17 protein-coding genes and 1 tRNA gene are annotated in these 12715 nt (G+C 63.1%); 6 read left to right on the top strand and 12 right to left on the bottom strand.

Annotated features, from left to right (window positions below):
• Positions 1–117: 117 nt before the first annotated feature.
• On the top strand, positions 118–567 hold the full coding sequence (locus CP557_RS08475; protein WP_097379492.1) for a hypothetical protein: 450 nt from the start codon (positions 118–120) through the stop codon (positions 565–567).
• On the opposite strand, the gene CP557_RS08470 is transcribed toward CP557_RS08475, so the two are convergent.
• Positions 552–1220: an O-methyltransferase gene (locus CP557_RS08470; RefSeq protein ID WP_097379491.1), complete on the bottom strand. Its 669-nt coding sequence runs from the start codon at positions 1218–1220 to the stop codon at positions 552–554. The two genes, CP557_RS08475 and CP557_RS08470, sit on opposite strands and share 16 nt — an antisense overlap.
• 215 nt (positions 1221–1435) lie before the next feature.
• Between CP557_RS08470 and CP557_RS08465 the strand changes: the two genes are divergently transcribed.
• Positions 1436–1882: a dCTP deaminase/dUTPase family protein gene (locus CP557_RS08465; RefSeq protein ID WP_097381587.1), complete on the top strand. Its 447-nt coding sequence runs from the start codon at positions 1436–1438 to the stop codon at positions 1880–1882.
• Between the two features lie 38 nt (positions 1883–1920).
• Here CP557_RS08465 and CP557_RS22155 read toward each other — a convergent pair whose 3' ends face one another.
• From CP557_RS22155 to CP557_RS08455, 3 genes are all read right to left on the bottom strand, one after another.
• The gene (locus CP557_RS22155; protein WP_143825058.1) at positions 1921–2133 is read right to left on the bottom strand and encodes a hypothetical protein; all 213 of its coding nucleotides are present in this window, start codon (positions 2131–2133) and stop codon (positions 1921–1923) included.
• 136 nt (positions 2134–2269) lie between these two features.
• Positions 2270–3070: an enoyl-CoA hydratase/isomerase family protein gene (locus CP557_RS08460; protein ID WP_097379490.1), complete on the bottom strand. Its 801-nt coding sequence runs from the start codon at positions 3068–3070 to the stop codon at positions 2270–2272.
• A complete protein-coding gene (locus CP557_RS08455) occupies positions 3070–4638 on the bottom strand; it encodes a long-chain-fatty-acid--CoA ligase (RefSeq protein WP_097379489.1) in 1569 nt (522 codons plus the stop codon). The genes CP557_RS08460 and CP557_RS08455 overlap by 1 nt, the downstream gene beginning before the upstream one ends.
• A gap of 184 nt (positions 4639–4822) precedes the next feature.
• Here CP557_RS08455 and CP557_RS08450 point away from each other — a divergent pair, with 184 nt between their 5' ends.
• Positions 4823–5443, top strand: coding sequence for a universal stress protein (locus tag CP557_RS08450; protein WP_097379488.1), 621 nt, complete (start codon positions 4823–4825; stop codon positions 5441–5443).
• Between the two features lie 498 nt (positions 5444–5941).
• Complete coding sequence (locus tag CP557_RS22515) at positions 5942–6112, top strand: hypothetical protein (protein WP_169924306.1); 171 nt, start codon at positions 5942–5944, stop codon at positions 6110–6112.
• Positions 6113–6545: 433 nt separating this feature from the next.
• On the opposite strand, the gene CP557_RS08440 is transcribed toward CP557_RS22515, so the two are convergent.
• Entirely contained in the window at positions 6546–6806 is a 261-nt protein-coding gene (locus CP557_RS08440; RefSeq protein ID WP_245852957.1) for a hypothetical protein, read from the bottom strand.
• A 321-nt stretch (positions 6807–7127) separates the two neighbouring features.
• Here CP557_RS08440 and CP557_RS08435 point away from each other — a divergent pair, with 321 nt between their 5' ends.
• The gene (locus CP557_RS08435; protein ID WP_097379487.1) at positions 7128–7472 is read left to right on the top strand and encodes a hypothetical protein; all 345 of its coding nucleotides are present in this window, start codon (positions 7128–7130) and stop codon (positions 7470–7472) included.
• A gap of 417 nt (positions 7473–7889) precedes the next feature.
• On the opposite strand, the gene CP557_RS08430 is transcribed toward CP557_RS08435, so the two are convergent.
• From CP557_RS08430 to CP557_RS08400, 7 genes are all read right to left on the bottom strand, one after another.
• A tRNA-Thr gene (locus CP557_RS08430) sits at positions 7890–7963 on the bottom strand.
• Between the two features lie 12 nt (positions 7964–7975).
• Complete coding sequence (locus tag CP557_RS08425) at positions 7976–8491, bottom strand: GNAT family N-acetyltransferase (protein WP_097379486.1); 516 nt, start codon at positions 8489–8491, stop codon at positions 7976–7978.
• Positions 8460–9680 (bottom strand): phosphoglycerate kinase, encoded by a 1221-nt coding sequence (locus CP557_RS08420; RefSeq protein WP_097379485.1) that lies wholly within the window; start codon positions 9678–9680, stop codon positions 8460–8462. The genes CP557_RS08425 and CP557_RS08420 overlap by 32 nt, the downstream gene beginning before the upstream one ends.
• Positions 9681–9781: 101 nt before the next feature.
• Complete coding sequence (locus CP557_RS08415; RefSeq protein ID WP_097379484.1) at positions 9782–10390, bottom strand: CBS domain-containing protein; 609 nt, start codon at positions 10388–10390, stop codon at positions 9782–9784.
• Positions 10391–10474: 84 nt separating this feature from the next.
• Complete coding sequence (locus tag CP557_RS08410) at positions 10475–11245, bottom strand: GTP cyclohydrolase III (protein ID WP_097381586.1); 771 nt, start codon at positions 11243–11245, stop codon at positions 10475–10477.
• Between the two features lie 73 nt (positions 11246–11318).
• Entirely contained in the window at positions 11319–11645 is a 327-nt protein-coding gene (locus CP557_RS08405) for a DUF5785 family protein (RefSeq protein ID WP_097379483.1), read from the bottom strand.
• A 205-nt stretch (positions 11646–11850) separates the two neighbouring features.
• On the bottom strand, positions 11851–12207 hold the full coding sequence (locus CP557_RS08400; protein WP_097379482.1) for a DUF555 domain-containing protein: 357 nt from the start codon (positions 12205–12207) through the stop codon (positions 11851–11853).
• A 304-nt stretch (positions 12208–12511) separates the two neighbouring features.
• Between CP557_RS08400 and CP557_RS22510 the strand changes: the two genes are divergently transcribed.
• Positions 12512–12682, top strand: a complete 171-nt coding sequence (locus CP557_RS22510) for a hypothetical protein (RefSeq protein WP_169924357.1) — start codon at positions 12512–12514, stop codon at positions 12680–12682.
• The last annotated feature ends 33 nt before the right edge of the window (positions 12683–12715 follow it).

The following is a 12715-nucleotide window of genomic DNA, read 5'->3' as shown; positions in this document are numbered from 1 at the left end:
ATCGGCCGTCGGTGGGACGGGCCCGGTTGGATCGACAGCGCGACCGAGCGATCGAGGCGCGTACTCGCGGTCAGCCAACAGCTATATATCCGACCGCCTACTGAACCCGCCAAAGCGGTGCACGACGTGATCCCGACAATACGCGGTTCGGATCGATTCCTGCTCGTCGCCTCGCTCGCCTGTTTCGCTGTCGTCGGCGTCGCGAACGTCGCCGTCGACGGGGTTGGACTGACGCTGGGAGCGACAGGGCTCGCCATCGCTGGCGTCTACGGCGTCGCTCGCTACGCACGGTCCGTCAGTCGGCAGACGCTCGCTCGAACGGCGCTGGGACTGTGGCTGGCGTTCCTCGCGGTCGCCGGCACTCATGCGCTCGGCGTCGAGACGATCGGTTCGATCGCGCCGGGTCCCACCGCCGCGACGGTCGTCGCCGTTTCCGCGGCGACGTGGGCCACGCTGCTCGCCGCTGCGGGGTCGACGACCTTTCTTTGGTTTCGGGAGTACGGGTCCCCGTCGCGGGCCGACGAACAGGTCCTCGATGGCGAGGCCTCCGACTACTCGACGCGGTAGCTCACCGCGATTCCTTCGCCGAGGGGAACGACGACCGTCTCGAAAGCCGGATCGGCACGGACGGTCTCGAGGTAGTCGATAACGCCCTGCGTGTGCTCGTTGACGGTCGTCGGGGAGCCGCCCGCGGCCCACTCGAGCAAGCGGTCGAAGTCGACGACGCTGGCCGTGATCGCGTTGTCGGCGACGACGACCCCGCCGACGGGGACTTTCGATCGGACGGCCTCGAAGGCATCCGCGTAGCGCTCCTTCTGATGATCGATCAGGACGACATCGAACGGTCCCTCGTAGCGGTCGATCGTCTCCATCGCGTCGCCGAGTTCGTACGCCGTGAGGCCGTCGTAGCCACCTGCGGCCATGTACTCGCGGGCGAGTTCGAGTTCGTCCTCGTCGACCTCGGTGAGTACGATCTCGCCGTCGTCGGGGAGGGCGTCGGCAAACCAGTACGCCGAGTAGCCATACCCCGATCCGAACTCGAAGATCCGTTTCGGGTCGCTCAGGCGGGCCACGAATCGGAGGAACGCGCCGACCTCGGGACCGACGTGGGGAAAACCCTCGGCGGCGGCGTACTCGTCCATCTCGATCAACGTCTCGTCGGGATCCGGGCCGACCGCGCGAACGAAGCGAGCGATTTCGTCGGTGAGAACGTCGGTCATACGACGGCATACGGGCCCCAGCCTATAGGGTTCCGGGAGGCAGACCGCCTCCGCCACGCGTCCCGGCCGCTTCCCGGTTCCAATCGGCGGGGGAACGAGACGCAGGAACGCAGTTCCTGCAGACTGTGCCCGACCGTCCGTGTGTCTGTCGAGACGGACCCACAAAACGTCCGACAGTATCCTTTTTGATGCTCGGAAGCGTCGTATCACCCGACATGTCTACCGAACACCCTCTCACCGAGTACGTCGACAATCTGGTGTACGAACCGGTTCAGGTCTCCGAAGACGGGATCGACTTGACGGTCAGCGCCATCTACGAGGTGGCCGCCCCCGGCCGGCTGGACTTCGGCGGCGACGAACTCACGGACGCCGACCTCGAGCCGGTGCCGACGGAACTCGATACCCCCCAGGACGAGTACGGCTGGTGGCACCTCGAGGGCGGCCAGTACGTCCTTCAGCACAACGAGTTCCTGACGGATCTCGAGGAACCGGTACAGCTCCAGCCACGGAACGAACTGTTAGCTCGTGGCGGCTCGCATCCGTCGATGCAGGTACGAGACCACCTCCCGTTGATCCCGCTGACGGTCGCCGACGGGGGGCTCAAGATCAAGGAGAACGCGCGGGTGTCGACGCTGGTTCCCGTCGGAGGGATCACGCAGTAACCGGCGGCTGGGGCGTCTGCGCCCTCGACCCGACCCCGCTACGATTCGTAGGCGATGTGTTCGATAGCGACGACTAATCGGTAGAACAGGGACAGCAGGACGACGCTTCCGACGAGGACGAGTGGCAGAATCGAAAAGAGCAAGAGACTACCGGGGCCGATGAACCCATAAACTGTACTCAAAAGCCACAGGAGACCGATCGCGGCACCAGCCCGTATCCGGCTCCGGTCTCGAAACGGAGGCGATGTCATTGGTATACGTTCCAACAACTACGAGAAAACAATTACGGATATCGGTGCCGGTTCGAGCGGGCCGAGCGACACATCGAGGAGATCGCTCGTCGGTTCCGAACCGGCTGCTGGTCCGGACAGAAACGGCGTCGACCGCCTATCGCCCTTCGTACTCCGGATCGCGATCCTCGAAGAAGGCGCTCACTCCTTCCTCGTGATCCTCGGTCTCGAAGACGATCCCCTGTGCCGTGGCCTCGTCGGTGAGGGCTTGCTCGAGGGATTTCTCGAGGCCCTCGCCGAGGAGGCGGTTGGCGTGACGCAGCGCGATCGGCGGGCCGGAGACGATCCGTCCGACGAACTCCTCGACCCGCTCGTCGACCTCGTCGCTGTCGTAGACGTGGTTGACGAGGCCGATCTCCAGTGCGTGCTCGGCGTCGATGATGTCGCCCGTGAGCACGAGTTCCTTCGCGACGTTTTCCCCGACGACTCGGGGGAGCAGATAGGAGGTGCCGGCGTCGACGCTCAGGCCCACCTGCCGGAAGACGAAGCCGAAGACGGCGTCCTCGGTGGCGAGTTGCATGTCACAGGCCAGCGCCAGGTTCGCACCGGCACCGACGGCGGGGCCGTCGATGACCGCAACCGTCGGCACCGGGAAGTCGATCAGCCGCCGCATCAGTTCGTTCGTCGACCGCTCGAGCGTGCGGACCCGTTCGTCGGCGGGGACATCGTTTTCGATGCCTTCGACCATCGACTCGATGTCGCCGCCGGCCGAGAACGAGCCGCCCGACCCCTCGACGATCACGCAGCGGGCGTCGCTGTCTTCGATTTCGTCGAGGGCCTCGGTGAGTCCGGCACTGATCCCCTCCGAGAGGGGGTTGCGTCGGTCCGGCTGGTTGAGCGTGATCGTCGCGACCCCCTCGTCTTCGATCTCGAGGAGGACGTCGTCGCCGAGCGACATTATGCGTCCCCCTCCTCTTCGCGAAGTTTGAACTTCTGGACTTTCCCGGTCGTCGTTCGGGGGAGTTCGTCGACGAACTCGACTTCACGCGGGTGTTTGTACTCCGCGAGGTTGGTCAGGCAGTACTCTTTGATCTCGTCTTCGGTGACGTCGCCGTTGGGCGTGCGAACGATGAAGGCCTTGACCGTCTCCCCGCGGCGTTCGTCGGGGATGCCGGCCACGGCGGCGTCGGCGACGTCCTCGTGCTCGAAGAGGAGTTCCTCGACCTCCCGCGGATAGACGTTGTAGCCGCCGGTGACGATCATGTGCTTCTCGCGGTCGACGACGTAGAAGAAGCCGTCTTCGTCCTTGTAACCGATGTCGCCGGTGTGGAACCAGCGGCGGCCACCCTCCTCGGTGAAGGCCTCCTCGTTGGCCTCGGGCAGGCCGTAGTAGCCTTTCATGACGTTCGGGCCGGCGACGACGATCTCGCCGGTGATCTCGCGGATGTCGGCCTCTTCCTCGTCGATCGGTCCCTCCTCGACCGGCGATACCTCCTCGAAATCCTCGTCGACGACCTTGGAGTCGACGCCGGGGACGGTCTTCCCCACGCTGCCGACGCGGCGGCCGTCCAGCGGGCTGTTGAAGTGCGTGATCGGACTGGTCTCGGTCAGTCCGTATCCCTCGTAGACCTTCGGCTCGTAGAGGTCCTCGAACCGACGCAGGACCTCGACGGGGATCCCGGAGCCCCCGACGCCACAGAGCCGCACCGACGAGAGATCGAACTCCTCGGCGTTGGGCTGGTTGATGACGTCGTTGTACATCGCCGGCACGCCGTGGACGATCGTCAGTTCCTCGTCCTCGACGAGCGAGACGGCGTCCTGTGCGTCCCATTCGGGCATCGGGTAGAAGGCAGCGCCGTTGAACAGCGCCGTGTTCATCACGACGGTCATCCCGTAGATGTGGAACAGCGGCAACACGCCGAGCTGTTTGTCGTCCGGCCGAATCCCGTCCGGAATGAGCTTCGACGCCGCGTTCGCGTTCGACGCGAGGTTCGCGTGGGTGAGCTGGACGCCCTTCGGCTGCCCGGTCGTCCCCGAGGTGTAGGGCTGGACCGCGACGTCGTCGTCGTCGCGGTCGGCGACGTCGGGATCACCCGGCTCGAGGAACTCCTCGAGCGTGCTCGCACCGTCGGCCTCGCCGCCGATGCTGACCACGTGCTCGACGGCCGTCTCGTCTTTGACCTCGTTGACGAACGGAACGAGATCGGCCAGCGCGACGACGACTTTTGCCTCGCTGTCCCCCAGCAGATGACCGATCTCGCGGGATTTGTACTGCGGGTTCATCGGGACGACGACCCCGCCGGCTCGAAGCGTTCCGTGGAAGGCGATCAGAAACGGCGGAACGTTCGGCAGATAGAGTGCGACGCGGTCGCCCTCGCCGAGGCCGCGTTCCTCGAGTGCGGTGGCGAACGCCCCTGTCTGCCCCCAGAACTCCTCGTAACTCGTTTCCGAGCCCCGAAATCCGATCGCGGTATTGTCGCCGTATTCATCGACGGCATCCGCAAGATTAGTGACAAGATTTGTCATGCTCCGTGCGATACGTTTGCGCGTATCGTAAAAAAGATTTACATCGTTCGATAGGACGACCGGAATCACTTTCCAGCGATAATGAGGGAGGGTGTAACTGAATTGAAAAGAACGCGATCTGGCGTTCGAATGCGAGCCCTCACCGAGGGAGTATTTAGGGACAGACAGCTTATGTCCCCGTGTCATGTATCAGGACATCCTCATCCCGACCGACGGGAGCGACGGGACCCGTCAATCGATCACACACGGGTTGACGATCGCGGATCGGTTCGACGCGACGATCCATGCGCTGTCGATCGTTCCCGAAGGACCCCTCGGGACGCTCCAGACCGATGAAGCCATCCCGGCGGCCGAACGGGCAGTCGAGCGCGTCGAAACCGAGGCGACGAGGGAGGGAGTCGACGCCGTCACCGCGGTCGAACAGGGTGTCCCCCACGAAGAGATCCTCGCGTACGTCGACGAACACGGGATCGACATGATCGTCATGGGAACACAGGGCCGGACCGGACTCGACCGCGTGCTGGTCGGCAGCGTTACGGAACGGGTCGTCCGCATGGCCGACGTGCCGATCGTGACCGTCCGCCTGACCGACGACCTCCGGATCGAAGACGCCGACGAGGCGGAACGGGTCGCCAGAAAGACGGCCGAACAGGAGGGGTACAGCGAGGTCTCCGTCCGAGAGGACCCACACCGGACCAGCGCATCCTGGATCGTCCTCCTCGAGACCGACTCGGGACCGGTTCACGTCCACGTCGACGCCCTGACGAGCGAGGCCCGCGTTGCGAAGGGGCCGAAAACCGAATAGGGTCCGCCGGCGCTCGAGTGATCACCCAAACGGTTCGTCGCCGTGTTGTGGCTGCGATATCGATCGGTGTACCCTGGGTTCGGAGTCGTCCGTCCTCGCCAGTCGGCGTCGGTGTCCCACACGGTCCGTTCACCACCGCTGCTGACGTGGCAATCGACGTGTCGTCTGGAACGTCGTGTTCGGTCGCTCCACGAGAATCCGTCGCGCCGTCGGTCACGGAGGGCACGCCGTTCACTGCCCGGAAACCGTCGCCCACGGTGGCGGTAGGTGGTAGTTTTCGGGGGATCCCGCGGACAGTTACATGGGAGCGGTGTACGATGATAAAACTGCCAACATCGAGACTGTCCGCATCCATCCACGCCCGATATCGAATCTCCCGTTCGACTCCGCTGACAGTGACGATTGGGTGTGTCTCGACGGTCACCTCGCCCGATACTCGGTCCGGAATGACAGGAGCGCTACAAACAACTTTTAGTCAAAGACAACCCATGACATCACATGGCAAGCAAGGAGGGTGAGCGATTGATCGTCAGCGGGAAGAGGATGGGATCGAGACGACTCACGCGCTTTTTCCACTCGTCAGGTTCGCCCGAGTCGGTAGTGCTCGTGGCCATCGCGCTGGTGCTGTTCGCCGTCCTCGTCACGGGGAACCTGCTCGGCCTCTGGTGAGGGTTTCGACCGATCCGTTCGCGTTCCGAGCCTGTCCGACTCGAGGCCGCTCGTGTCGGGCTCGACCGTTTGAGACAGTGGGAACCTGGCCCGCTTGTCGGATACCGACCACTCCGCCCCGAGGCCGTTGTGCTGTCACTGTCTCACGCTCGGCGAATCGTCGCCGGACCGCTGTCGAAACATCGACTCGGTCGAACTCCTAAATGAAGGCCATTGGATCGGTATTTTATATGTAGCAGCTCCGATAGCAGTGCATGGGGTGTTCGAATGACTGACGGGCCGTTCCCGCCGGACACGGCATCGATCAATTACAACTCGTGTACAAGCAACGAAACCGCTCTATCGGACGCTCGAGAAACTCGACGCGCGGGGTTCCCTCGAGTACGAACCGATCGGTGAGACCTGGGAAGGGCGACCGGGACAGCCGACGGGCTTAGTTCTGTGCGGAACGCCCGCGAACCGCGACCTCACGGTCGGCGGTAATATACCCTCGAATCGACAGCGTTACCGAGTCCGGTGTCTCGGTCGTGTACTTCGTATCGAGCTCGAGGGAGAACGTCGCATCGTCGCCGGCGGACACCTCACGCTCGAGAATGTGCGATTCGTCGTCGTCCGCGATGCGTTCCGTCGGCCAATACGGGGCTGCGAGAAACCGGCCGTCGGTCTCCGAGGTGTTCGTCACGGTCAGCGACACCGGAAGTGACTCTCCGCGGGACACCGTCTGCCGCGCCGATCCGCCCCCACCTCGTTGTGATCGCTGTCGTCGAGAAGATCGGTCAAGAGGTCCGATGGTGACGGCTGGTGAGAGTCAGTCATCGGCGCTGTCAGTCCGTGACTGGGTTCGATGACCAGTCGTTTCAATTCGGTGGCTCTGCACTGGCGCATCAACAACGATAAGAGATCCGACCCTGCACCACCGTATTTACTACTTTTAATAACTGAACGATATATGTATATGATAAAACTAGATCTAGCAAAGATTTATCATTTCCACCGATGTCTACTCTATGAAGTCATGTCAGATAATGATGCAGGTATCGATCGACGTAGCGTCCTTCGAACGACCGGCATCGGACTCGCCAGCGTCGGCGGCATCGCGATGGCAGCCGGAAGCGCTTCGGCGACCCATCTCTCCGTCGGCGACACAATCACGTACAGTCCCTGTAGTGACTGTGACGACTGCTATCAGCTGATGGAGGACCCGCCGAACGGAGACTGGAGTCGAACCGGCCCCTACGCCTGCCGCGGGTGGGAGACGGAAGTGCTCAGCATCTACGAATCGTCGGGTGAGCAGTTCGTCGAACTCGATTTCGGCAAGGGAGCCGGCTGGGACTCCGAACACGCCGTTAAGAAGGTCTAATTCGGCCACGAACCCGGGGGCATTCACAACTTTTTGCAGCTAACGGCGCTTCCTCTCTCAGCTACGGCCGGGGATACGAGATGTCAGGATCAGCTCCGAGAAGGATTCGGCTCAGTAAGTCGGTTGCGTTCCCGGACCTGTGACGTATCGGCGGACAACGCAAACCTCCTCGTCAGCCGCGGTCCAGCCGGAACAGACCGTTCGCTCACGTGTTTCGGATGGCCGATGACGGACTCGGCGTTCCTGGTGTCGCTCTGCAGAACGGACCGACCCCATCGGTCGCGGTGCTCGAGCGACAACACCCTCGTTCGATCCGGCGGTAGAATGAACGTTGACTCGTCGATTCGGAGTCCCCGGTTTGTGGAATACCAAAAACAGGCGGTTTCAGCCAGTAAGAGCTTGGTACCTGCGGGTTCAAGCCAGGGGTGGGATTTGAACCCACGAAGTCTCGATTACAAGTCGAGTGCATGAACCGCCCATGCTCCCCTGGCGCACTCCGTGAGTTAGCCGTCCTCCTTTGAATGTGTATCGTTTTCGTCCCGGTCCGCGAGCGAGCGTCGCATCGTCACCCGGAACTCGTCGTAGCCGTTCCGACGGTAAAACTGCCGTGCACCTCCGTTGTCGGCCATCACTTCGAGGAGCATCACGTCGGCCCCCTGTTCGAGGAGTGACTCCTCGGCGGCCTCGAGCAGTGCGGAGCCGATTCCCCGATCCCGGGCGGCGGGTTCGACGTAGATGTTCGAGAGGAGGCCGCGTGTGGTCTCGAGTTCGAGGGTTCCGCGTTCGATCGAGACGGAGGCGAACCCGACGATCCTGTCGCCAAGGCGGGCGACGAGCAGCCCGTCGTTGACGAGGTACGCTCCGAGCGTCTCCCGCATCGCCTCGCGGTTCGCTTCCGGGCGAACGGCGGAATCGTGCTGGCGCTGGTCGCGGGCGAGGCGGACCCACAGGTCGGCGACGGTGTCGATATCGTCCCGCGTGGCGGGCTCAATCGTGGGCTGCGGGTTGCTGGGGGGCATTCTCGAGTGCCGTGACGGCTGGAAGTGATTCCGCGGTGAGCATCCGCAACGCGGCGCCGCCGCCGGTACTGACGTGAGAGAAGCCCGTAACGCCGAGTTTGCGCAGTGCGGAGGCCGTATCGCCACCGCCGACGATGCTCGTCGTGGTCTCCGTGGCAGCGCCGTAGAGTTGCTTGGTCCCGTTCTGGAAGCGGTCGTCCTCGAAGACGCCGGCCGGCCCGTTGAGGATCACCGTTTCGGCATCCGTGAGGATCCGCCGGTAGTAGTCGAGCGTCGACCCGCCGATATCCATCGCGGACTCGCCGTCTCCGGGTGGCAAGGCGTTGACACCGAGTTCGTGGCGGCTGCCATCACGAGCGACGGCGACGTCTCTCGGAAGCGCGATTCGGTCACCGTAGGCGTCGAGTAAATCCGCGGCACGGTCGATCTCGTCCCAGTACCCCTGGTCGTAGATGAAATCGGAACTGGCGTCGCCGAGGTCGACGCCGTCCGCGATGAGAAAGACGTTGCCGACGACGCCCGCGGTGAGGACGTGATCGGCCAGCCCCTTCTCCAGGACGGACCAGGCGACGTCGATCGAATCCGATACTTTCGCGCCACCGAGAACGTACACTCGTGGTTCGGGGGTCGCTTCGATAGAGCCGAGAATATCGAGTTCGGACTCCATCACGCGGCCAGCGTAGCTGGGAAGGACCGTCGGCAGTCCGACGAGCGAGGGTTGAGAGCGGTGGGCGGCGGCGAAGGCGTCGTTGACGTACGCGTCGAGGACGGGTTCTAGTCCCTCGACGAGGTGGGTCCGGGCGGCTCGTTCGGGCTCGAATTCCATGTACTCCTCGCTGTAGAAGCGCGTGTTCTCGAGGACGACGCAGTCGCCGTTCGTAAGCTCCTCGACGGCCGTGCGAGCGGCGCTCGTAAAGGTCGAATCGGCGTACTCGACGGGCTGGTCGAGCAGTTCCGAGAGGCGATCGGCGTGGGGCTCGAGGCAGACGAAATCGTCACCGCCGGGCCGGCCCTGGTGGGCGAGAACGGCGACGCGGCCCCCGCGTTCGAGCAGTTCCGAGAGGGTGTCGACGTGGGCGCGGAGTCGGGCGTCGTCCGCGAGCGTGCCGTCGTCGATCGGACTATTAATGTCGACGCGAACGCCGATAGTAGTCCCGTCGACGGCCAGATCGTCGAGGGTCTCGATCATTACCACTCTGTCCACCGCGGCACCCGAAAGGTCTTTCTATCGGAGAGATACGGGTCGGTGACTGGTGTCACGGCACACGCTGTTATCGTCACCGATAGCGGTCACACCGTTCGGCAGTCCGCACAGACCAGTTGACCGTTGGCGTCCCAGAGCGCATCCGCAAGCGACCCACAGACCTCGCAAACTCCCTGAGTGGTGTACTCGTCGCCGCCGTTGGGAAGCATTGCGGTGCCGGCCTCGTCGGGGGCACGAGCGGCCGCGGGGTCGGCTGCCGTCTGCGTCCGGTCGATCGGTGGTTCGCTCGAGCGGGCAGGGGTCATCGTGGCCTGGAACGAACCCGCGGCGGCAATGACGTCGCGTTGAGTTACCAGACCGACGATGCCGTCATCGCCTTCGACGACGACGTTACGGATGTTCTGGCGGGCCATCGTGGTTGCGACATCGGTCAGCGACCGGTCGGGACTCACCGTGATGACGGGCGTCGTCATCACGTCACCGACGGTCGTCTCGTCCGGATCGTCGGCGTCGGCGACGAGTCCGAGCACGTCCCACTCGGTCACGATGCCGACCGGCTCCGTGCCACGGACGACGAGCGCACAACTCGTCCGTTCGTCCCGCATGAGTCGAACGACACCGCGAAGGGCGTCGGACTCGCTGACGCCGACGTAATCGCTCGTCAGCACATCTCTGACTGACAGTTCCGATTCCATGTGTGAATTAACCCCACGGACGGGCTAAAAGCTACCCCCGTCACACTTAAGCGAAGCGGCGGCGAAGTTCCCTGCGTCTCGTTTTCAGACCGTTTCCCACTCGAGTTCGACCCTTGTGCCGTCCGCTCGACAGGTTTCGAGGGCGTGTTTGGCCTCGAAGCCGGCTTCGTGGGCGCTTTTGCCGCGGCCGACGCCGACCTGCATTCCGACGTCGACGGCCTCCTCGACGTGAGTGATCGCCTCTTCGTAGTCGTCTGCCGTCAGTTCGGGACAGACGACGATGACGTTGTCCCCGCCGACGAAAAACGAGAGGCTGTCGTGGGAATAGCGCATGTGCCGCATGAGTTCCGCGTACCCCTGCTCGATCTCGATGAACGTGTCGAAGGCGTTGAGTTCGTCGGTGTAGTTGCCGGTCGCGTTGATCACGTCGAAGTGGGCGATCTGGACGTCATCGTCGGTTCGGTGGTCGTCGTCGATATCCCGACCCTCGAGACACTCGCGACGGTTTTTGTCCTGTGCGCTGCCGGCTTCCTGCAGTCGGTTTGTCGCGTCGGACAACGCCTGGACGGGACTCGTGCCGGTCGCGACGCCGAGGCTGAGCGTCACGGGGTATCGGTTCCCGACGGACTCCTGGAGAAGCGCATGGTCCTCTAGCGAGCAGCCGTTCGTGACGGCGACCATGTTGTCGAAGCGAGTGAAAAAGACGTACCCGCCACGATTACCGACGAACTGTGAGATGTCCGCGAACAGCCGGGACTGCATAGTCTGCAGGTCGGCTTCCCGCCGGGGCTCGGGCGTTACGGTCCAGGGCCCGTAGTTATCGATCTGAACGAGCGTCACTTGCGTGTTTGTCACGGTGTCCAACTCTTTCGAACGGTGTCGTATAAGCGATACGCAATCCAGATTCGTGATGGGGCCGGACGGACGTCTAGGCGTGTTTCTTCTCGGGATTTTTGCCCTGTGGGTGGTACGTCCAGAAGTCGCCCGCACGCATCGCAGCGCCGACGGCCTTGTGCATGTCGAGCATCGTTTCGAACTCCGCGGGCTCGACGTACTCGAAAATCTCGCTCATCGGGACGACCGTCTCGTAGTTGATCCGGATCGGGTAGTCGCCGTACTCCTCGACGAACTCGTCGCGGTCCATCGGGAAGTCCTCCTCCTCGTCGACCTTGTCCGCGATGATCCGCATGTCGAACTTGCGCATCCCCTCGCTGCCTTCCTCGCCATCGGGATCGACTGGCCAGTTGCTACTCATGCTCGGACGTGTGTAGGGGACCCGCAAAAGGATTTCTCCTCGCCGCTGGCAGTCCGGTTCCGATCGACCATACTGTCCGGGTGTAATCGGTGCGATAGCGTCACGAACCGACCCCACATCCCCGACTGCTGACTCGAACTACCGGTCGTCCGTACACGACCGTCGTTCGTCTAATTAATTGTACGTCGGCGCGCCTGCGGGCGCACTAGTCGTCTTCCGTCTCCGTCTCGATTATATCGACGACCGACAGCGGCACGTCGCGTAGCGCGCCGCCGACCTCGCTTTTCGCGATCCGAGAGGCGTGTTCCTCGCCGTCGGCGTTGAACACTTCCATCTCGAGCGCGAGGCCGACGAGTGCGGTGTCGGCCGCGATAAAGGCCGAGTCGAACGGCTCCCCGCAGGCCGGACAGCCCGTCGCGCCGACCTCGACCTCGACGTAGTCCATGTCTTCGCTGTTGAGTCGCTTCCCGGCTTCGCTGACGGCGACGCCGATCGCGTCGTCGATCGCATCGACGTCACGAACGAGCCATGCCGCTTCCATCGCGACGAGATAATTGCCCATACCACCTGGTCGGTCCGGGGGGTTTCCTGCTTTGCGGTTCGTCGGCGCTCCCGTTCGCTCGGGACACACGCAATTCGAGCGTGCGCACGTGAATCGGATGATTCCCATAACTTATGGGAAATCCCCGGATCGATTCTCACCGACATACCCGTAGATCGACGCGGGTACTCTCTCAATTGTTTTGTAAACAAGTGTGATTGAATCGCATGCAAGCGTCGACCTTGTCGAACAGCAACGATCATTATGAAAGTCACACAGAAGGAACTTTTATATATGCCCTCGGCCAGAGCACGGATGAACGCTGATGATATCCCGCGCGTACCACGCGACGCTGTTCGCACTGTACCAACTCTGTATCGTGATCGGCATCGTCGCGATGCCACTCGCGATCGCCGCCCGTCAGGCAGGGGTTACCCTGCCGGTCCACCGCATCCTCGAAAACGTCGAGGAGGCCTACGAAGCCACGACGCACTGATCGACCGAACCGAGCCCGACTCGTTTTCCCGCT

It is taken from the genome of Natrinema ejinorense (assembly GCF_002494345.1).
In the GTDB taxonomy this organism is placed as follows: Archaea; Halobacteriota; Halobacteria; order Halobacteriales; family Natrialbaceae; genus Natrinema; species Natrinema longum.
The sequence above is the reverse complement of the archived record's forward strand: the minus strand, read 5'-3'. Positions and strand labels throughout refer to the sequence as shown.

What these genes read in the sequence shown, in the direction of transcription:
- CP557_RS08450 (WP_097379488.1), top strand. Translation starts at nt 4,823, where the DNA reads ATGTATCAGGACATCCTCATCCCGACCGACGGGAGCGACGGGACCCGT.
- CP557_RS08465 (WP_097381587.1), top strand. Translation starts at nt 1,436, where the DNA reads ATGTCTACCGAACACCCTCTCACCGAGTACGTCGACAATCTGGTGTAC.
- CP557_RS08460 (WP_097379490.1), bottom strand. Translation starts at nt 3,070, where the DNA reads ATGTCGCTCGGCGACGACGTCCTCCTCGAGATCGAAGACGAGGGGGTC.
- CP557_RS08435 (WP_097379487.1), top strand. Translation starts at nt 7,128, where the DNA reads ATGTCAGATAATGATGCAGGTATCGATCGACGTAGCGTCCTTCGAACG.
- CP557_RS08425 (WP_097379486.1), bottom strand. Translation starts at nt 8,491, where the DNA reads ATGCCCCCCAGCAACCCGCAGCCCACGATTGAGCCCGCCACGCGGGAC.
- CP557_RS08455 (WP_097379489.1), bottom strand. Translation starts at nt 4,638, where the DNA reads ATGACAAATCTTGTCACTAATCTTGCGGATGCCGTCGATGAATACGGC.
- CP557_RS22515 (WP_169924306.1), top strand. Translation starts at nt 5,942, where the DNA reads ATGGCAAGCAAGGAGGGTGAGCGATTGATCGTCAGCGGGAAGAGGATG.
- CP557_RS22510 (WP_169924357.1), top strand. Translation starts at nt 12,512, where the DNA reads ATGATATCCCGCGCGTACCACGCGACGCTGTTCGCACTGTACCAACTC.
- CP557_RS08420 (WP_097379485.1), bottom strand. Translation starts at nt 9,680, where the DNA reads ATGATCGAGACCCTCGACGATCTGGCCGTCGACGGGACTACTATCGGC.
- CP557_RS08405 (WP_097379483.1), bottom strand. Translation starts at nt 11,645, where the DNA reads ATGAGTAGCAACTGGCCAGTCGATCCCGATGGCGAGGAAGGCAGCGAG.
- CP557_RS22155 (WP_143825058.1), bottom strand. Translation starts at nt 2,133, where the DNA reads ATGACATCGCCTCCGTTTCGAGACCGGAGCCGGATACGGGCTGGTGCC.
- CP557_RS08415 (WP_097379484.1), bottom strand. Translation starts at nt 10,390, where the DNA reads ATGGAATCGGAACTGTCAGTCAGAGATGTGCTGACGAGCGATTACGTC.
- CP557_RS08470 (WP_097379491.1), bottom strand. Translation starts at nt 1,220, where the DNA reads ATGACCGACGTTCTCACCGACGAAATCGCTCGCTTCGTTCGCGCGGTC.
- CP557_RS08400 (WP_097379482.1), bottom strand. Translation starts at nt 12,207, where the DNA reads ATGGGCAATTATCTCGTCGCGATGGAAGCGGCATGGCTCGTTCGTGAC.